This is a genomic window from Paenalcaligenes sp. Me131 (assembly GCF_050487225.1).
Classification (GTDB): domain Bacteria; phylum Pseudomonadota; class Gammaproteobacteria; order Burkholderiales; family Burkholderiaceae_B; genus Paenalcaligenes.
Genome location: NZ_JBKQGY010000001.1, coordinates 1,567,843 through 1,585,631 on the forward strand (window position 1 = coordinate 1,567,843; position 17,789 = coordinate 1,585,631).

Here is a 17,789-nt window from a genome sequence, read left to right on the forward strand (position 1 = left end):
GACAAAAGGCCATTATCCTCTAGTTAGGCGCTCTTGAGAACGTAACTGATGCAATTGCTGTAACGAGAAATGAGAAAAGGCCAACGCCGAGAACACTGGCAACACTAACCACGCCGGTGGTAAAAAGTTTAACAACGCCATCGCCAGCCCTAAGAGCCAGTATTCACGCTTGTTTTTGGCCATAATCTCATCGCGCTCCGCCCCATCCGCATGCTCAACCAGCGAGTCCATGCGCAGCAAACGGGTAAACAAGAAGCTACCCCAAAACAACGGCACTAAGAATCCCAAAAAGGGAATGAGCCACAGTGGCATGGTTAATACCCAACCCACCATAAAAATAATACCCACACTGATCGCATTCGATACGCTCAACAACGTGGCATTACTGCTTTCTTGTTTTAAATCTGGATAGTATTTTTGCTGCACATGCGCCAGCGCCAAGGGCATCACAAAGATAGAGGCCACAATCATGCCTAGCGCACCAGAAGCGGGAAAAATAATCAGCACCACAATAATAGGGATCAGGCTCGCGCTTAAGCTAAACCAGCTCAACCAACCTTGTTGCGCAAACCAACCATCTGTCTGGTTCAACCATTCTGAGTGGTTCATCCAATTGCCTACATAGAGGCTCAAAGGGGTCCACAACGTCCAGAGCATGATGATCACCCCCACCAATGCCACCACTATAGGCAGTAGCAAAGCCGCCAGCATTTTGGGGTGTAACTGTGAAACAGCGGCTTGTTTGAGAGTAAACAGCACGCGTCCCACGCTAGAAGAAAAAGAGTGTTGCGTCGTCATCAAAACATCTACAAAGGTTGAATGGGGCTATGATAATGCATACTTAGACACTTCTAACTTGTAACGTTCAACACCCGCCATGCATTTTTTACCTGACGACCTACCAGCCCTGCAACAACGTCTACAAGGGCCACACCCAGAACTGTTGGTAGTGTGTTACTGCGCCGCATGGTGCAAAACCTGTACGGCCTATCAACCACTGTTCACGTCATTAAGTGCACAGTATCCGCAGGCCGTGTTTGTATGGGTAGATGTGGAAGAAAATGAAGAACTGCTGGGCGATGCCGACGTAGACGACTTCCCCACGCTATTAGTGCAAAACAGCCAAGGCACACTGTTTTTTGGCAGCGTATTGCCGCACATAGAGCATTTACAACGTTTGCTGGATCACGCCGCAGAGATGCCCGTGCTCACTAACACGGGCCCTGGGCAATTTACTGACTTAGTAGCGACCGCCGCCAAGTAACACCCCTACCGAACGCTTACGGGTCTCGCCATTACCAGAGCGGGACTCTTGCGTGGTACTAGGTGCTGCAGATTGGGGCTGATAAGGCTTGGTAAAGAAATCATCCAGCGGTGCTTGATTGCGGCTGTAGCTACGACGGTTGTTGCTGCTATTACTGTTACCGTTGTGATTGCTACGCTCGCGAGGCTCAGCCAACTGTGGTGTTTCTTGTTTGATCTTCCGGCCAATCAGTTTCTCGATGGCATCCAATAAAGGCTGCTCAGCAGGTGAGTACAACGAAAAGGCCTCACCACTTGCCCCTGCACGACCTGTACGACCAATTCGGTGCACGTAATCTTCAGCGCTAAATGGTAAGTCTACGTTGATCACGCAAGGCACACCGGCCACATCCAGACCACGCGCAGCAACGTCAGTCGCCACCAACACATCTAACTCTTCTGCTTTAAACGCATCCAGTACTTTCATGCGCTCAAGCTGGCTTTTGTTACCGTGAATGGATTCGGCTTTCAAGCCATCACGTTCCAGCTCACGTGCTAGACGTGCTGCACCGGCTTTGGTATTGGTGAACGCAATCACTTGCTTTAAGCCTTTGGACTTCACGATATGGCTAACCGCTGCACGTTTCTGCTCGGGGCGTAAAGCGTACACCACCTGAGTCACCGTATCAGCCGTCGCGTTGCGCGCAGCCACTTCGATGGTGACAGGGTCACGCAAGAAGTTAGAAGCCAACTTGCGGATTTCTGGGCTAAAGGTAGCCGAGAACAACAAGCTTTGGCGCTGCTTAGGCAGCATCTGCACAATACGCAACAAGTCGGGCATGAAGCCCATGTCTAGCATACGATCGGCCTCATCCAGCACCAAAATGCCGACCTGAGACAGATTCACCGTTTTTTGTTCAATGTGATCCAACAAGCGCCCTGGTGTGGCCACCAGAATTTCACACCCACGACGTAGCGTATCTTTCTGAGGCGCAATATCTACACCACCAAACACGACTGCCGAACGTAGCGGCGTACCTTGTGTATATAAACGCACGCTAGCAGCGACTTGGTCGGCTAACTCACGCGTGGGTGTCAGGATCAATGCGCGCACGGGGTGGCGTGCAGGCGAAGCACTGCTATTCGCCAATGGCATCAGCCTATGCAGGATAGGCAACGAGAACGCAGCCGTTTTACCAGTTCCTGTTTGTGCCGCCCCCATCACATCTCGGCCATCCATAACCGGAGGCAAAGCTTGCGCTTGTATGGGCGTAGGTTGACTATAGCCAGCGCCTAAGACGGCAGCAAGAATGGCCGGATGTAGGCCAAAGTCAGAAAAAGATTGTGTAACGTCGAAACTTGTGGCTTCTTTCATGGAAAAAGTATAAGACCTGAGTGGCGTGTCATCAGGTGAATGCAAGGGCAACGGAGCATCATCACGATGCCATCCCGTTTACTATATGGGCCCGAGGCAGGCCGGCAATCAGGCAAAGAAGTACTTCAACAGCCAAAACATCACCATACCCGCAATAATCACGACAAGCGTGTTACGTGTACGCAAATAAGCCAGTACCGCAAAAATTGCTGCAATTGCCTTGATATCAATTTCAGGGGAACTGCCTGCTCGCCAGGGCAGAAGTTCAGGAACAATAATAGCAATCAGTGCTGCCACCGGTGCGTAACGCAACGCTCGGCGTACCGAGTCCGGCAATGGTAGGTGGTCACCAATTAACCAATAACCGGAGCGGGTTATCAAGCTGCATACAAATAGCAACCCTATAACCGCTAAAACATACCAATCATACTGCCATTGCGTACTCATGGGGTCGTCCTCTTGCGTTGCAGTTGTTCAACTACCACGCCCGCTATCACGCCACAGATGACGGCAGCAAGCAAGCCTAAGCGCAGTGGCAACAGCTGCCCAGCCCATGCCACAACACCCGCTACAACGAGACAGGCAAAGAGCGGACGCGTTGCTACCAACGGTAACAAAACGGCTAGCAACGCCAATACAGCCGCAAACTCTAGCGACCAATCATCAGGAATAAAGGTGCCAAAAAAGATACCCGCAATAGACGCTACCTGCCAAACAATCCAGCCAGGAACAACGGCGCCCATCAAGTACCACACGTGCTGAGGAATGCCACGTTGAGCACTCTCGCCAAAACGTGCCATGAATAATACAAAACTAATATCGCCAGTCAGATAGCCCAAGCCTAAACGCTTCTTCCAACTTAAGTGCCTAAAGAAGGGATACATCGCGGCAGAGAAAATCACAAACCGTATATTCACAATACAGGCCGCCACAAAGACCAACCATAACGGTGAACGAGATTCGATCAGAGGAAGCGACGTTAGCTGCGCCGAGCCGGCATACACCAACACGGTCATCCAAGAAGCCATCGCTTCTGTGAGGCCAGATTTCAGCATAGCTACGCCTGTCACAAACCCCCACACGGAGGTAGCGATCATGGTGGGCAGCAAGTCTTGAACGCCTTGCATAAACCACGACCGCCGCGTTGCATCCGGCCAGTGCTGTTTTATTTTTCTAATTGCTCCCACAACCTTTTCTCTACACGCAGTTTCTATGCATTCATGTGGATAAATGGTAGCGCAATTCCCCTACACACCCCATACGCAACCACGGTGCTATGGGATCAAAACAACAAACTGCTCGTACACCAAACAGAAACCAAACAGAATCTTACTGAACTGCCTAAGCCCGCATGGGCTTGCTACAATAGACGGCATGGAAAAATCACCTTGTTGATACAGGATCGCACCATGAGCAACACGCAACACCAAAACGACATTATCGAAGTACCTAGCGAAGACCTTCCCGTACATTGCCCTGGTCCACACACACCATTGTGGAATATGCACCCACGCGTATTTATCGATACCAGCAAAACCGGCGAAGCTAGCTGTCCTTACTGCGGTACTACGTACAAAGTGATCGGTGATCATTCTCACCACTAAACTTTTCACGTCCACTGCTGCCTAGCATGACTGCCTGCTTAGGCTCATCTCCATTACGCTTCATCTTGTGACAGCCAAACTCGACCTCTCGCCGTGCCCTCTCCCCGTCTGGTTACCCGGAGGACACCTGCAAACCATTTACAGCGCGTATTGTGCCCAACACCACAATATTGCGTTTGTACGAGAACGCGTGGACACACCTGATGGCGACTTCGTTGATTTAGATTGGGCTGGCCCCGGTTTATTTGCCGACCGCCTTGCCGATGGCACCATGGCGGGCAAAGACGCCCATCTGCAAAAAACGGCCGCGCGTCGTTGGCTGCAACCCGAAGATTGGAAAAGCCTGTCACAGCACCAAAATCTACAAGCCCTGATTTTATTTCACGGCTTAGAAGGCAGTAGCGACAGCCATTACGCTCAAGCCATCGCCCAATACTTTCGTGCGCGCGGCTGGGTAGTTGTGGTGGCCCATTTCCGAGGCTGTTCTGGGTTTCCTAACCGTATGGCCCGTGCCTACTACTCCGGTGACAGTGACGAAATTTCGTTCATGCTGCAAACCGTACGACAACGCCTACCCCAAGCCAGTTGGCATACAGTAGGGGTATCGTTAGGCGGCAATGCCATGCTCAAGCATTTGGGCGAACATGCCGAACAAACCGACTGGATCAAAGCCAGCGCAGCCGTTTCCGTACCCACCGACTTAGTAGCCTGTGGCGAACGTTTATCGACGGGATTTGTAGGCCGCTATATTTACTGTCCGTATTTTCTACGTAGCATGAAAAGCAAGATTTTCGACAAATCACGCCGCTTCCCCGGCATGATCGATATCCTGCGCCTAAACCATGCACGTACGTTGCGTGACTTTGATGATGTGTACACAGCACCCATGCACGGTTTCAAACATGCACTGGAATACTGGACCAAATCATCCAGTAAACAGTTTTTGAATCGCATTCAACTACCTACGTTGGTACTGAATGCACGCAACGACCCCTTTGTGCCGCCTAGCTCCTTACCTACCCTGCAAGACGTGTCTGAACACGTAGTGCTGCACCAACCTTCTCAAGGTGGGCATGTGGGCTTCACTACTGGGGCGTTTCCCGGCAACATCAATTGGTTGCCGGCACGATTAGCGCTATTTTTTGAAACCGGCCAATAAGCTTAAGAACGGAAACGTTCTAACAATAAGCGTTCGGATTCTAAGCGGCTACGCAACTCTCTAATTTGCACATCCAGTTCAGACTGCTCATAGAAGTCTTTACTGCGTGAGCGTGCTTGCTGCAACTGCTCGACCGCCGTAGGTAGCGCACCAATCATTTGGTAGTACTTCGCCATGGCCTTACGAGCCGCGATGGGTTCGCCCAAACGCTCATAGCCCTCGGCCAAGAACTTTTGAAACTGTGGAATATGCGGCCACTTGCGTAACACTGTCGTGAGGTAATCCACCGCTTGCTGCTCTTGGCGCTGTTGCTGCAACGACTGCACATACACCAACGCTACGGCTTGGCTATCCGGCCACCGACGGCGTGCTTGATCTGCCAATGTGGCTGCTTGCTGGAACTCGCCTTGGCCTTGCGCTAGGTTAATCGCCAACACATCTAACGCGCTAGACTGGTAACGCCCACCATCTCGCGCTGCCGTTAAATGCTGTTCAGCGGTAGCAAAATCCCTGCGCTGCCACGCGGCATACGCTAAACCGTACTCAGCCGCTGATCGCTGCACACCACTACCACTTTCAGCCTCGCTGCGCATGGCTTGCATGGCATTTTGCAGATTACTTCCGCTTTTAGCCTGTATGACTCGCAGTGCCGCACGCACATACCAGAAGGTAGGATCTTGGTGGAAGTTCTCTCTGCTCAGTGACGTTATACGGCTTTCTATGTCAGACAAACGCTGCAATGATAACGGGTGAGTACTGGCATACACATTACGCGGCCCTTCATTCAAACGCGATACTTCCATCAAACGTTTGAACATATCTGCCATACCGGTAGGGTCGTACCCTGCTTTCTGTAGCATCTGAAAGCCTACCCGGTCAGCCTCTTGCTCAGCCTGTCTAGAAAACCCCAACTGTCTATCTATAGCAGCCGCTTGACCAAAAGTAGCCACCCCCATCGCTAAATCCGCACTACCGGATAAGGCGGCTAGCAACGCACCCACCATCGCCGCAATCATAATATGACCCGATTGCGAGCTTTGCGTCATACCGCGTGCAATGTGGCGTTGTGCTACGTGGGCGATCTCGTGCCCTATTACAGACGCGAGTTCAGCCTCACTTTTAGAGGCCAACACCAGGCCACTGTTAATACCTATATAACCACCCGGCAACGCAAACGCGTTGATCTCCGGATCACGCAGCGCAAAGATGGTGATGTTCTGCTGCAATGAGTCGGGCGCATGTTTAGCTAGACGCTGACCTACTTCACTCAAATACTGCTCAACCATCAGGTCAGCAATATAGGTAGGGTCGCGACGCCCTTGCTCCATGATGGCATCGCCCAGCAACTTTTCTAACCCAGGCGTTAACTCTGCACCGGATGCCGCTCCCATAGACGGTATGCCTGCAGGCTGAGCCTGAACCATCATGGTAGGTTGTACTAATAGGGAAAGCGCCAGCGCTGATGACAGCAAAGTTCGCTTGAAACTCATAACCATTCCTTCCGAGTTAGGAGGCACTTTTTTTTAGTTGCGCAACAGCGGGGGTTTTACGTAGCGGCAAAGGTAGACGATTACGGCTAGACAATCGCATGACCGTTGCCAGCGCATAAATAACGCCGAAAGTCTCTACCAAACCTGCCAATACCCACATGATGATTCCACCCATACCTTGATCTTCTAAGGCATTAATAGAAGGAATTGCTCGCCCACATAAATCAAAAATGGGGTAAAGATCGTTGGCAGAGAAAGTAATCCATACACCCACAATGATTTGCGGTGTCATGGTGATAATGGGCGACAACACCCTGCCTACCGGTCGCATGGCTGCGGGCGGGCTGGGGCGTCTATCCAGAATCAGGTTCCAGTACAGCACACCGCTAATCACTACCGACCAATTCATGAAGCGATACAAACGCCAATCAATCATGGAGTAGAACTGCGGGATAGGCAGTAACCAGATGAGAACAAAGAATACGAATAAAAAGGGAATCAGTAGAGGATGCGTGAGCAAGCGCTCGGTCACTTTGCCTATGCCTGTTGCACGAAAATCGCGCAGCTTATAGCGCCAAGACATAGGCAGCCCAGCTCGCATCACCTGCCCAGGGTAGGCACCCATGATGATGAGTGGCCCTAAATGGTGCAACACCAAGTGCTGCAACCGGTGGATAAAGAACATGCGTTCGGCATAGTAATCCACACGAGTATGCAACGAGAGATACAGCATGATCAGGCCTACCCAGAACAACCACTGCCTGAATCTACCTACGTGGTGCACCCTGGCACCACGCCAGAATAGCCATGCGCTGGCGATAAACAACACCACCAGCGTAGGCGAGAATTCCCAAGGGGTAAGCCAGTCAATAACGATCATGAGAGCCCGTATTCAACATAACAGGCTCTAGTTTAATGCATTACTGCGCTGACGCGGTTCCCATTGCACATTCAAAATAGCTGGATTATCGCGCAGCCTACGGGCTTGTGTCATAAGCTCTGGACGCATTTCCGGAGGGCAACTGATGGTTACACACGCTTTGGCATTTTCATGCGAGGCATGTTCCACACTTAAGTTGCTCACACGCAGACCAGCTGCTTGAAAGTCGGTATAGATACGTTTGCGCACAGACGCCATATCTTGACGCATGCACAACACGGACAGCCGCGACTCAGAGGCCGATGCTGAACGAACCACAGGCTGCTGTACACCAGCCCGACGTAAAAAACGATTGAAGATTTTCATCGCCATCTCCCATCTCCCGGCAACGCGAAGCGCGCCCAGGATCAAAAACATAGAGGGACAGTAATGACGTGAGATTCTAGTGAGGAATAACACGCCCTTTTGCTTTGTGTAGCACCAGGGCGTGGCTGTGTAGAGAAGGCTCTAGCCTAACGCGCCTGGTTAATAAGTTGCCAGCCAATGCTGGCTGCTACTTTCACCGGGGTCTGGATTCACCACACAGTCCTTTTAAAGTTAAGTTGGCAATATTTTAGCCAATCTAACCCAATGACTCAAGCCGTGGCCAAAGAACGCCCCCTATGCGCAACATCAGCACCACAGGCCGCAAAAAGCCGTTCGGTTTTGGCATTATCAAGGCTGACCCAGCAGGCATCCGTTACAATGCCAGCACTCTTTGCTTTGACTCCAACGCCATGCACGCCACTGATTACGATCTAGTCATTTGCGGCGCCGGGCCGGTAGGTTGCGCCCTAGCATTACAGCTAGCACAACTGGCCCCCGATCCCAGCCGCATCGCCCTTATCGGCCGCCCTATGCCTGAGCACAGCACGGTTACACCCGGAGATCCTCGCGCCTTAGCGTTGAATCACGGTAGTGCCATGCTGTTAAAAGGCGTACAGGCGTGGCCGGAAACGGGCTTGGCGACGATGGAAACGGTGCACGTTTCTCAGCAAGGTAGATTAGGCCGGGCATTGATAGAAGCATCCGAGTTGCAGGTGCCCTTTTTGGGTGCCGTCATACGCTATGACACCGTTTTGCGTACTTTGCATGCCGCTATTGCTCGCAGCCCTATACACTTCTTGCACGCCGACATAGACGCCACCAAAAGCCTGCAACAGGCCAACCTTATCGTGACAGATCAAGGTCAGTTCAGTACGCGTGTACGCGTGCTCTCCGATGGCGTGCGCCCCCAAGGCATGCATAGAAACTACAAACAACACGGTGTGATCAGTACCCTACGCAGCCAACTGCCGAAAAAAGGGTGGGCCTATGAGCGTTTTACCAAAAATGGCCCTTTTGCCCTGCTCCCCCATCCTGATGGCGACGATTTATTTGCTCTGGTATGGTGCAATCCCCCAGAAATAGCGGCCAATCTCGCGGCTATGCCCGAGGAAGAGTTCAACCGCCACGCACAAGCCGCCTTCGGTTCGCGCATGGGGAACCTAAGCGTTGTAGAGAAACGATCGGTGTTCCCGTTGAGCCTATACGCAGGCGCTACGTTGCCCGACCACCACACTGTAGCGATCGGGAATGCGGCGCAAACCTTGCACCCAGTTGCGGGTCAGGGGTTAAACTTAGGATTACGCGATGCAGCGCAACTTGCGCAAGTGTTACGCCCTTGGCTAGCCTGCCCCACAAATGATGCTGCACCCGTACTTGCTCACTATGCCAACACGCGACGACAAGACCGATGGCTGACCCTTGGTGTCACCGATATATTGCCGCGTGTTTTCAGCACCACCAACCCACTGCTGCAACACGCATGTGGTCTGGGTTTGCTAGGCATGGACCTGTTTGCTGCAACAAAAAATTCCTTAGCCACGCACCTGTTGCAAGGCACCCGAATCTGAACCTTGGCCTGCATTGAGCAGGCCTCACTATCTCTGTTTTATGCATATAGGCTCCTGGTCCTTCGCTAACCCTGTCTTTGTTGCCCCTATGGCAGGGGTGACGGATCGTCCTTACCGACGTCTGTGCAAAGCGTTGGGAGCGGGCCATGCCGTATCAGAGATGGCTGCTAGCAACCCCAAGTTGTGGAACAGCGTTAAAACCTCTAGACGCATAGACCACCAAGGTGAAACCGCCCCTATTGCGGTACAGATTGCAGGTTCCGACCCCGAAATGATGGCCGAAGCCGCCCGCTTTAATGTTGAAAAAGGCGCACGCATCATTGATATCAATATGGGCTGCCCCGTTAAAAAAGTGTGCAATGTGGCGTCTGGCTCCGCATTATTGCGTGATGAGCCCCGCATTGCCGCTATATTGGAAAGCGTTGTAGCAGCCTGCCAGCCCCTAGATGTACCAGTTACACTGAAAACCCGTACCGGCTGGGATAGAGAATCAAAAAACGCATTACGTATTGCCCGTTTAGCACGCGAAAGCGGTATTGCCGCCCTCACGTTGCACGGCCGTACGCGCTGCGATCTGTACCAGGGCGAAGCCGAATACGACACTATTCGCCACGTTAAGCAAGAGGTAGATATACCCCTGATTGCTAATGGGGATATCGATAGTCCCGAAAAAGCCAAATACGTACTACAGTACACTGAGGCCGACGCAATCATGGTAGGCCGAGCAGCACAGGGCCGCCCCTGGATTTTCAGAGAAATCAATCATTACCTGCAACATGGTGAGCACCTCGCACCACCCACCTTTGGTGAGTTGCGCGATGTGTTGCTGGAACACCTAGAAGACCATTACGCTTTCTACGGTGAGTTCACGGGCGTACGTACTGCCCGTAAACACATAGGGTGGTATTTCGCCCATCTTCCGGATATCCGGACGTGGTTAGATCAGATTAATAAGATCGAAACTACGCACGAACAGTTTCACGCTATATCGCAGTGGTTTGATCAACGCGATCCTACTGCACCTTTTGTAAACGAACCTGCTGTTGCCTGATCGGAACAGCGTTGCCTGTTACACCCAATTTAGAAAATATGTCTACTACCAACCCACTAGAACAATCTGTCAGAGACCGCCTAGAGCGTTATTTTGCTGACCTAGGCGAATCTGAGCCGCGCGATATGCTGGCCATGGTCATCAGTTGTGTCGAACGCCCTGTTCTTCAAGTGGCACTGGAGCGTACCCAGGGCAACCAGTCCAAAGCTGCTGAGATGCTGGGTATTACCCGCAGCACTCTGCGTAAAAAGCTGCAATCGCATAATCTACAACCCTGATTTTTAACTACTCTCGTCTACTCTCATGAAAATCCAGACCGCTTTGCTCTCGGTTTCCGACAAAACCGGCATTGTTGATTTCGCCCAAGCGCTAGCTAGCCGTGGCGTACGCCTACTCTCTACTGGCGGCACTGCTAAGTTGTTGAAAGAAGCTGGCTTGTCCGTCACCGAAGTGGCCGAGCACACCGGCTCCCCAGAAATTCTGGATGGCCGCGTTAAAACCCTGCACCCAAAAATTCACGGCGGCTTGTTGGCTAGACGTGACGATGCTGCTCACCTGAAAACACTGGAAGAACACGGCATCAGCCGCATCGACCTGTTGGCAGTGAACCTGTACCCATTTCGCGAAACCATTGCGAAAAAAGACTGTAGTTTTGGCGACGCCATCGAAAACATCGATATTGGCGGCCCAGCTATGTTGCGTGCAGCAGCGAAAAACCACGGTAGCCCAGCAGGTGGCGTAACCGTTGTCATCGACCCTCTGGATTACAGCCGTATCTTGGCTGAGATGGATGCAGACGAAGGTCGCACCAGCTACGCATTGCGTTTGGAATTGGCTGGCAAAGTGTACGCACACACAGCGTCCTACGATGGTGCTATTGCCTCTTACCTGAGCAGCCTGACCAACCCTGAGCCTGCTGCTGAGAGCACACCTGAACGCGAAGAATGGCCACAGGTATTGAGCCTGCAACTGCACCAATCTCAAGCATTGCGTTACGGCGAAAACCCACACCAAAGTGCCGCCTTCTACAAAGACCAAGAAGTAGGCCGTGGTTTGCTGGGTAACTACCAACAACTGCAAGGCAAAGAACTGTCCTACAACAACATTGCCGATGCTGATGCAGCATGGGAATGCGTACGCAGTTTTGACGCCGGTGCATGTGTGATTGTTAAGCACTCCAACCCTTGCGGCGTAGCCTTGGGTGACACACCATTGGCTGCTTACCAACAAGCACTGAAAACTGATCCCACCTCGGCATTTGGCGGCATCATCGCCCTGAACCGTACTGTAGATGCTGCAGCAGCCACCGCCATCAGCGCTCAGTTCTTGGAAGTATTGCTGGCACCTTCTTACTCCCCAGAAGCGCTGGATATTCTGGCTCAGAAGAAAAACGTACGCGTGTTGGTAATACCTGATGGCCAATCCCATAACGACTTCAACGTGAAGCGTGTGGGCGGCGGCTGGTTGGTACAAACGCCTGACACCTACCGCGACGCTGTGGAAAACTTCAAAGTGGTTTCCGAGAAGCAGCCTACAGAACAACAACTGCAAGACATGCTGTTTGCATGGAACGTGGCTAAATACGTGAAATCCAACGCTATTGTGTTTACCGCTGGCGGTATGACATTGGGCGTAGGTGCTGGCCAAATGAGCCGCGTAGACTCCGCACGTATTGCTTCTATTAAAGCCTCTAACGCTGGCCTGACCCTGCAAGGTTCTGCCGTAGCGTCTGATGCTTTCTTCCCCTTCCGTGATGGTCTGGACGTGGTTGCTGATGCAGGTGCTACCTGCGTGATTCAACCCGGTGGCAGTATCCGTGACGACGAAGTAATTGCAGCCGCTAACGAACGCGGTATTGTGATGATCTTCACCGGCACACGTCACTTCTATCACTAATGCGCATACTTGGCATTGACCCTGGCCTACGACGCACCGGTTTCGGTGTGATCGAGGCTCAGGGGTCCAGCTTGACCTATGTGGCCAGTGGCACCATCGTGGTGCCTACTGAGCTAGCTCTCTCCGAGCGTTTAAAGGTGATTCTGGATAACGTACGTGAAGTTGTTGGCCTGTATACGCCTGATCAGGCGGCCATCGAACATGTGTTCGTCAATACCAATCCGCAATCTACGCTTCTATTGGGGCAAGCCCGTGGCGCTGCGCTGTGTGCGTTAGCTGACCGCAATTTGCCCGTCATGGAATACACCGCCCTACAAATCAAAAAAACCACGGTAGGCCGCGGTCACGCCGCCAAAGAACAAGTACAAATGATGGTGCAACATCTACTGCGTCTGGATGGCCCACCTGCCCCCGATGCGGCCGATGCCTTAGCATGCGCCATCTGTCACGCCCATCACTACCCACTGACTAACCGCTTAGGTATTCAGCTGGAACAAGCAAGCTCTACACCCCGCATACGCGGAGGCCGACTGATTTCTTAATGGAGTCCTCATGATTGGACGCATTACAGGCACGCTCATTGAAAAACAGCCCCCCACCATCTGTGTAGATGTCAATGGCGTGGGCTACGACATTGATGTGCCGATGAGTACCTATTACGATCTGGGTGATGTAAACAGCCGCATCTCACTCTTTACGCACCTCACCGTACGTGAAGATGCCCATGTGCTGTATGGCTTTGGCAATGCCTCTGAACGCGCTGCTTTTCGTACACTGATTAAAGTCAGTGGTATTGGCGCACGCACAGCCCTGTCTATTTTGTCGGGATTAAGCGTGCAAGATTTAGCCAATGCCATTCAACAGCAAGATGCTGGGCTATTAACCACTGTTCCGGGCATTGGCAAGAAAACAGCCGAGCGACTGCTCTTAGAGTTACGTGGGAAATTTAGCGCCGACAGCGCCATTGCTGCAAGCCTGCCAGAACAAGCTCATAACGAACGCAGTGATATTCTTAATGCCTTGCTAGCCTTGGGTTACAACAACACCGAAGCCAGCAAAGCACTTAAAGCCCTACCCGACGACGTGTCGGTATCAGACGGTATCCGGTTGGCACTGCAAAGCCTGTCCAAGCGCTAAATACTTGCATAGCTGCACGCTATCCAAGTTGCCGCCACTCACCATTACCCCTACACGCTTACCACGAATCTGCTCAGCAGCCTGCACGGCTGCTGCGGCAGCCAAGCACCCAGTAGGCTCTACCACCATCTTCATACGCTCAGCAAAGAAGCGCAGCATGTTTAATAACTGCTGATCATTCACCGTCACAATGTCGGTCACGTTCTGGGTGATGATGTTGAAAGTCGTGGTGGATAAGGACTGAGTTTGCGCGCCATCGGCAATAGTCTGCGGCGTAGCAATACGCACCAACTGACCTTGACGCAACGACTGCTGCGCATCATTACCCAGTTCTGGCTCTACACCAAACACCTGACACGCTGGCGATAAGGCTTTAGCGGACAACAACGAGCCTGACAACAAGCCGCCGCCGCCTATAGGCACATACAACTGATCCAGTGTGCCTACGTCATCAAACAATTCTTTAGCAGCAGTTCCTTGCCCAGCGATGATGCCCTCATCACCAAAGGGGGGGATGAAATACAAGCCTTGCTCTGCGGCCAACTGTCGCGTCAGGCTGTCTCTGTCATCTAGCTGGCGGTCATACTCCACAATGGTGGCGCCATAACCTTGGGTCGCTGCTTTCTTAGCCTGTGGTGCATCGGCAGGCATCACAATCGTTGCATGCACACCTTGCATGCGTGCTGCCAGCGCAACAGCTTGTGCCATGTTGCCGGAAGAATACGTAATGACACCTCGCGCTCGCTGCTCCGGCGTGAGCCGCGCAACCGCGTTGTAGCCCCCTCGGAACTTGAACGCACCTACACGCTGAAAGTTTTCGCATTTAAAGAAAACTTCTGCGCCTAACCAGGCATTCAAGGTAGAGGATTGCAATACCGGTGTACGATGCGCCACACCTTTTAAACGCTGTTCAGCCCGCTCAACCTCTTCAAAATCGAGCCCATTCGACACAGCATACATCTTCGTAAATTCTCCCATGGCTCTGTCATAGAGCTGACAGATAAGTAAAGCATTATGCCACCAGCGAGGCTTGCGCGACACTCCCACGGGACTATGTGATTGGTGTACCATACTGTGTATTCATTCAGTGAACTGCTATGGCCATTTATTCAGACTCTCTTCGCAGCGATCCGTCCCCCGCACCCCGTATGGTTGAGGCTACTGCACAGTCTCCCAACGAAGAATCCATCGAACGCGCACTACGCCCTAAAACGCTGCATGACTACGTAGGTCAGCAGCGTGTACGTGACCAACTAGAGATCTTCATTACCGCTGCCCGTGGCCGTCACGAAGCACTGGATCATGTACTGTTGTTTGGCCCTCCAGGTTTGGGGAAAACCACACTGGCACACATCGTGGCGCAAGAAATGGGCGTACGCCTGCACCAAACCTCTGGCCCTGTGCTGGAAAAACCCGGTGACTTAGCTGCATTGCTGACTAATCTGGATAAAAACGATGTGCTGTTCATCGACGAAATCCACCGACTATCCCCCGTGGTAGAGGAAATCCTTTACCCCGCCATGGAAGACTATCAAATCGACATCATGATTGGCGAAGGCCCGGCCGCCCGCAGCGTCAAAATCGATTTGCAGCCCTTTACCTTAGTAGGTGCTACAACACGCGCTGGTATGCTCACCAACCCGCTGCGTGACCGTTTTGGTATTGTCTCCAGACTAGAGTTCTACAACACCGCCGATCTACAGCATATTGTGGAGCGTAGCGCGCGTTTATTGAATGTGGAATGTGTGGGCGACGGCGCTCAAGAAATTGCCCGACGTTCTCGTGGCACCCCACGTATTGCTAACCGCTTACTGCGCCGCGTACGTGACTACGCTGATGTCAAAGCCAACGGTACGATCAGTCCACAAACGGCCAACGATGCCCTAGCACTGCTAGAGGTAGACCCCTTAGGCTTAGATTTAATGGACAGAAAATTACTGGAAGCCATCATTCATCGTTTTGATGGTGGCCCTGTAGGCGTAGACAGCTTGGCGGCTGCCATTGGCGAAGAACGCGACACCATCGAAGACGTGATCGAGCCCTATCTGATTCAGCACGGGTTTATGCAACGTACCCCTCGTGGGCGTACCGCTACCCGTATGGCATGGACACATTTGGGGCTTACGCCTAATGCTAATGCAGCCGCTGGCGGTGCCTTATTCGACTGACGACTCAACAACGCTGGCCACGCAGGCCAGTAGGTCGTCACCGTAGGCTTTAAGCTTACGCACCCCTACACCCGAAATACAGCGTAAATCGTCTAAATCTTGAGGCTGCTCTATGGCTATCTGCCTCAAGGTAGCATCATTAAAAATAATGTAGGCAGGCACTTCGTGCTCTTTAGCCACGGCTGAACGCCATTCTCGCAAAGCTTGGAAAAAGGGCTGTGCCTCAGGCGGCAACTGCGTGGCGGGTTTGCTGCTACGTGTAGCTTTGGAAGCAATGGTGGCTTCACGCCTGAACATCAGTTGCTGCTCACCTTTAAGCACTGGTCTGGCTTTTTCTGTTAGCCCCAAGGTGCCATAGCCTTGCGTGTCTACCGCCAACACATTGAGTGCCAGCAACTGTCGCAATACACCACGCCAGCCTTGATCGTTAATGTCGCTGCCTATGCCAAACACGCTGAGGCTTTGATGACCGTACTCTTTGACTCGTTCGGTTTCTTTACCGCGCAAAATATCAATCAAGTGCCCTGCACCAAAACGCTGTCCACGCTCTCGCCATAAGCGATATACCGCTGACAATAATTTTTGAGCGGCTACCGTACCGTCCCAAGACTCTGGCGGCTGCATGCACGTATCGCAGTTCTGGCAGTTATGTATGGTTTCACCAAAGTATGCCAATAACGATTGGCGTCGGCAGCTCACGGTTTCGCACAAACCCAGCATGGCATCCAGCTGACGCCCTTGCGTACGCCGGTGACTTTCTTCGGCTTGTGAATCACTAATCATGCGGTGCAACTGCACCACGTCTTGCAACCCATACGCCAGCCATGCCGTAGCCGGCTCACCATCGCGGCCTGCACGCCCCGTTTCTTGGTAATACCCTTCGATGGATTTAGGTAAGTCGATATGCGCCACAAAACGCACATCTGGCTTATTCACCCCCATGCCAAAGGCGATGGTTGCCACCATCACCACCCCTTCCTCTCGCAAGAAACGGGATTGGTTTTGTGCACGTACGGCAGCACTCAGACCTGCGTGATACGGCAGTGCATTCACACCTTCTCGTACCAAAAACTCGGCGGTATCTTCTACCCGAGCACGCGATAAGCAATACACAATACCGCTTTCGCCAGGATGCTCGTCTCGAACCAAGCTCAACAATTGGCGACGCACATCGTTTTTCTCTACGATGCGATAGCAAATGTTGGGCCTATCAAAGCTGGAGACAAAATGCTCAGCATGATGCAGCGATAAACGCTCGGCAATTTCATGACGAGTTTCGGCTGTGGCCGTTGCCGTCAGTGCAATACGCGGCACATCTGGCCAACGTTCTGCCAAATACGACAAGCCCAAATACTCTGGGCGGAAATCATGCCCCCACTGTGACACACAGTGCGCTTCATCAATCGCAAACAAAGCAATATGACCACGCGCTAACAAATCTAGGCAACGGTCCGTCAACAAGCGCTCGGGAGCTACATACAATAAATCCAGCTCGCCTGCCAGAAACGCACGCTCCACCTCGCGGGTTTGCGCCCATTCTTGAGTAGAGTTTAAGTAAGCCGCACGTACCCCTAGCTCAGTCAGGGCATCAACCTGATCTTGCATCAACGCAATAAGGGGGGAAATCACAATGCCTGTACCCGGCCGTATCAAGGCGGGGATTTGATAACACAGTGACTTACCGCCACCGGTTGGCATTAACACCAGCGCATCACCGCCAGCCACGACTTGTTCAATAATCGCGCGTTGGTCTCCCCTGAAGGCATCATAGCCAAACACATTTTGTAGGGTTTCCAGAGCGGGATCAGACATGAAAATTTTCAATCAAAACAAGAGATAAGCGTGGCGTAGAA

19 protein-coding genes are annotated in these 17,789 nt (G+C 52.3%); 10 read left to right on the plus strand and 9 right to left on the minus strand.

Going from position 1 to position 17,789, the window contains the following annotated elements; genetic code table 11:
• Window positions 1-12: 12 nt before the first annotated feature.
• Window positions 13-798 carry an EI24 domain-containing protein gene (locus ACLPHM_RS07680; RefSeq protein WP_430220636.1) on the minus strand — a complete coding sequence of 262 codons (786 nt, stop codon included), beginning with the start codon at window positions 796-798 and terminating at the stop codon, window positions 13-15.
• A gap of 79 nt (window positions 799-877) precedes the next feature.
• Between ACLPHM_RS07680 and ACLPHM_RS07685 the strand changes: the two genes are divergently transcribed.
• Window positions 878-1,264 (plus strand): thioredoxin family protein, encoded by a 387-nt coding sequence (locus tag ACLPHM_RS07685; RefSeq protein ID WP_430220637.1) that lies wholly within the window; start codon window positions 878-880, stop codon window positions 1,262-1,264.
• Here ACLPHM_RS07685 and ACLPHM_RS07690 read toward each other — a convergent pair.
• The 3 genes from ACLPHM_RS07690 to ACLPHM_RS07700 all read right to left on the minus strand — a co-directional run bounded on the left by ACLPHM_RS07690 (window position 1,241) and on the right by ACLPHM_RS07700 (window position 3,744).
• On the minus strand, window positions 1,241-2,617 hold the full coding sequence (locus ACLPHM_RS07690) for a DEAD/DEAH box helicase (protein ID WP_430220638.1): 1,377 nt from the start codon (window positions 2,615-2,617) through the stop codon (window positions 1,241-1,243). The two genes, ACLPHM_RS07685 and ACLPHM_RS07690, sit on opposite strands and share 24 nt — an antisense overlap.
• A gap of 108 nt (window positions 2,618-2,725) precedes the next feature.
• Window positions 2,726-3,064, minus strand: a complete 339-nt coding sequence (locus tag ACLPHM_RS07695; RefSeq protein WP_430220639.1) for an AzlD domain-containing protein — start codon at window positions 3,062-3,064, stop codon at window positions 2,726-2,728.
• Complete coding sequence (locus ACLPHM_RS07700) at window positions 3,061-3,744, minus strand: AzlC family ABC transporter permease (RefSeq protein ID WP_430220640.1); 684 nt, start codon at window positions 3,742-3,744, stop codon at window positions 3,061-3,063. The genes ACLPHM_RS07695 and ACLPHM_RS07700 overlap by 4 nt, the downstream gene beginning before the upstream one ends.
• Before the next feature lie 282 nt (window positions 3,745-4,026).
• Here ACLPHM_RS07700 and ACLPHM_RS07705 point away from each other — a divergent pair, with 282 nt between their 5' ends.
• Both ACLPHM_RS07705 and ACLPHM_RS07710 read left to right on the plus strand, forming a co-directional pair.
• Window positions 4,027-4,221 (plus strand): zinc-finger domain-containing protein, encoded by a 195-nt coding sequence (locus ACLPHM_RS07705; RefSeq protein WP_135862239.1) that lies wholly within the window; start codon window positions 4,027-4,029, stop codon window positions 4,219-4,221.
• Between the two features lie 52 nt (window positions 4,222-4,273).
• Window positions 4,274-5,380 (plus strand): YheT family hydrolase, encoded by a 1,107-nt coding sequence (locus tag ACLPHM_RS07710; protein WP_430220769.1) that lies wholly within the window; start codon window positions 4,274-4,276, stop codon window positions 5,378-5,380.
• A gap of 2 nt (window positions 5,381-5,382) precedes the next feature.
• Here the strand turns inward: ACLPHM_RS07710 and ACLPHM_RS07715 are convergent, their stop codons facing one another.
• The 3 genes from ACLPHM_RS07715 to ACLPHM_RS07725 are packed head-to-tail and all read right to left on the minus strand — an operon-like array spanning window position 5,383 to window position 8,116.
• Window positions 5,383-6,870, minus strand: a complete 1,488-nt coding sequence (locus ACLPHM_RS07715) for a M48 family metalloprotease (protein WP_430220641.1) — start codon at window positions 6,868-6,870, stop codon at window positions 5,383-5,385.
• A 16-nt stretch (window positions 6,871-6,886) separates the two neighbouring features.
• The gene (locus ACLPHM_RS07720) at window positions 6,887-7,750 is read right to left on the minus strand and encodes a cytochrome c oxidase assembly protein (RefSeq protein ID WP_430220642.1); all 864 of its coding nucleotides are present in this window, start codon (window positions 7,748-7,750) and stop codon (window positions 6,887-6,889) included.
• A gap of 27 nt (window positions 7,751-7,777) precedes the next feature.
• The gene (locus ACLPHM_RS07725) at window positions 7,778-8,116 is read right to left on the minus strand and encodes a hypothetical protein (protein ID WP_430220643.1); all 339 of its coding nucleotides are present in this window, start codon (window positions 8,114-8,116) and stop codon (window positions 7,778-7,780) included.
• Window positions 8,117-8,412: 296 nt separating this feature from the next.
• On the opposite strand from ACLPHM_RS07725, the gene ACLPHM_RS07730 reads away from it, so the two are divergent.
• From ACLPHM_RS07730 to ruvA, 6 genes are read left to right on the plus strand one after another with little or no spacing between them, the layout of a single operon-like run.
• The gene (locus ACLPHM_RS07730) at window positions 8,413-9,684 is read left to right on the plus strand and encodes an FAD-dependent monooxygenase (protein ID WP_430220644.1); all 1,272 of its coding nucleotides are present in this window, start codon (window positions 8,413-8,415) and stop codon (window positions 9,682-9,684) included.
• A 40-nt stretch (window positions 9,685-9,724) separates the two neighbouring features.
• Complete coding sequence (gene dusB, locus ACLPHM_RS07735) at window positions 9,725-10,735, plus strand: tRNA dihydrouridine synthase DusB (RefSeq protein ID WP_430220645.1); 1,011 nt, start codon at window positions 9,725-9,727, stop codon at window positions 10,733-10,735.
• 38 nt (window positions 10,736-10,773) lie between these two features.
• Window positions 10,774-11,013 carry a helix-turn-helix domain-containing protein gene (locus ACLPHM_RS07740; RefSeq protein WP_135861587.1) on the plus strand — a complete coding sequence of 80 codons (240 nt, stop codon included), beginning with the start codon at window positions 10,774-10,776 and terminating at the stop codon, window positions 11,011-11,013.
• A gap of 25 nt (window positions 11,014-11,038) precedes the next feature.
• Window positions 11,039-12,631, plus strand: coding sequence for a bifunctional phosphoribosylaminoimidazolecarboxamide formyltransferase/IMP cyclohydrolase (gene purH, locus ACLPHM_RS07745; protein WP_430220646.1), 1,593 nt, complete (start codon window positions 11,039-11,041; stop codon window positions 12,629-12,631).
• Window positions 12,631-13,173 (plus strand): crossover junction endodeoxyribonuclease RuvC, encoded by a 543-nt coding sequence (ruvC, locus tag ACLPHM_RS07750; RefSeq protein ID WP_430220647.1) that lies wholly within the window; start codon window positions 12,631-12,633, stop codon window positions 13,171-13,173. The genes purH and ruvC overlap by 1 nt, the downstream gene beginning before the upstream one ends.
• Window positions 13,174-13,183: 10 nt before the next feature.
• On the plus strand, window positions 13,184-13,768 hold the full coding sequence (gene ruvA, locus ACLPHM_RS07755; RefSeq protein WP_430220648.1) for a Holliday junction branch migration protein RuvA: 585 nt from the start codon (window positions 13,184-13,186) through the stop codon (window positions 13,766-13,768).
• On the opposite strand, the gene ACLPHM_RS07760 is transcribed toward ruvA, so the two are convergent.
• Window positions 13,724-14,746, minus strand: a complete 1,023-nt coding sequence (locus ACLPHM_RS07760; RefSeq protein WP_430220649.1) for a threo-3-hydroxy-L-aspartate ammonia-lyase — start codon at window positions 14,744-14,746, stop codon at window positions 13,724-13,726. The two genes, ruvA and ACLPHM_RS07760, sit on opposite strands and share 45 nt — an antisense overlap.
• A 119-nt stretch (window positions 14,747-14,865) precedes the next feature.
• Between ACLPHM_RS07760 and ruvB the strand changes: the two genes are divergently transcribed.
• Window positions 14,866-15,936, plus strand: coding sequence for a Holliday junction branch migration DNA helicase RuvB (gene ruvB / locus ACLPHM_RS07765; protein WP_430220650.1), 1,071 nt, complete (start codon window positions 14,866-14,868; stop codon window positions 15,934-15,936).
• Here the strand turns inward: ruvB and recQ are convergent.
• Window positions 15,925-17,748 carry a DNA helicase RecQ gene (gene recQ, locus ACLPHM_RS07770; protein WP_430220651.1) on the minus strand — a complete coding sequence of 608 codons (1,824 nt, stop codon included), beginning with the start codon at window positions 17,746-17,748 and terminating at the stop codon, window positions 15,925-15,927. The genes ruvB and recQ overlap by 12 nt on opposite strands.
• Between the last annotated feature and the right edge of the window lie 41 nt (window positions 17,749-17,789).

Excerpts from the sequence above, each read along its gene's own strand:
- ACLPHM_RS07680 (WP_430220636.1), bottom strand. The coding sequence starts at position 798 with ATGACGACGCAACACTCTTTTTCTTCTAGCGTGGGACGCGTGCTGTTT.
- ACLPHM_RS07685 (WP_430220637.1), top strand. The coding sequence starts at position 878 with ATGCATTTTTTACCTGACGACCTACCAGCCCTGCAACAACGTCTACAA.
- ACLPHM_RS07690 (WP_430220638.1), bottom strand. The coding sequence starts at position 2,617 with ATGAAAGAAGCCACAAGTTTCGACGTTACACAATCTTTTTCTGACTTT.
- ACLPHM_RS07695 (WP_430220639.1), bottom strand. The coding sequence starts at position 3,064 with ATGAGTACGCAATGGCAGTATGATTGGTATGTTTTAGCGGTTATAGGG.
- ACLPHM_RS07700 (WP_430220640.1), bottom strand. The coding sequence starts at position 3,744 with ATGCAAGGCGTTCAAGACTTGCTGCCCACCATGATCGCTACCTCCGTG.
- ACLPHM_RS07705 (WP_135862239.1), top strand. The coding sequence starts at position 4,027 with ATGAGCAACACGCAACACCAAAACGACATTATCGAAGTACCTAGCGAA.
- ACLPHM_RS07715 (WP_430220641.1), bottom strand. The coding sequence starts at position 6,870 with ATGAGTTTCAAGCGAACTTTGCTGTCATCAGCGCTGGCGCTTTCCCTA.
- ACLPHM_RS07720 (WP_430220642.1), bottom strand. The coding sequence starts at position 7,750 with ATGATCGTTATTGACTGGCTTACCCCTTGGGAATTCTCGCCTACGCTG.
- ACLPHM_RS07725 (WP_430220643.1), bottom strand. The coding sequence starts at position 8,116 with ATGAAAATCTTCAATCGTTTTTTACGTCGGGCTGGTGTACAGCAGCCT.
- ACLPHM_RS07730 (WP_430220644.1), top strand. The coding sequence starts at position 8,413 with ATGCGCAACATCAGCACCACAGGCCGCAAAAAGCCGTTCGGTTTTGGC.
- dusB (WP_430220645.1), top strand. The coding sequence starts at position 9,725 with ATGCATATAGGCTCCTGGTCCTTCGCTAACCCTGTCTTTGTTGCCCCT.
- ACLPHM_RS07740 (WP_135861587.1), top strand. The coding sequence starts at position 10,774 with ATGTCTACTACCAACCCACTAGAACAATCTGTCAGAGACCGCCTAGAG.
- purH (WP_430220646.1), top strand. The coding sequence starts at position 11,039 with ATGAAAATCCAGACCGCTTTGCTCTCGGTTTCCGACAAAACCGGCATT.
- ruvC (WP_430220647.1), top strand. The coding sequence starts at position 12,631 with ATGCGCATACTTGGCATTGACCCTGGCCTACGACGCACCGGTTTCGGT.
- ruvA (WP_430220648.1), top strand. The coding sequence starts at position 13,184 with ATGATTGGACGCATTACAGGCACGCTCATTGAAAAACAGCCCCCCACC.
- ACLPHM_RS07760 (WP_430220649.1), bottom strand. The coding sequence starts at position 14,746 with ATGGGAGAATTTACGAAGATGTATGCTGTGTCGAATGGGCTCGATTTT.
- ruvB (WP_430220650.1), top strand. The coding sequence starts at position 14,866 with ATGGCCATTTATTCAGACTCTCTTCGCAGCGATCCGTCCCCCGCACCC.
- recQ (WP_430220651.1), bottom strand. The coding sequence starts at position 17,748 with ATGTCTGATCCCGCTCTGGAAACCCTACAAAATGTGTTTGGCTATGAT.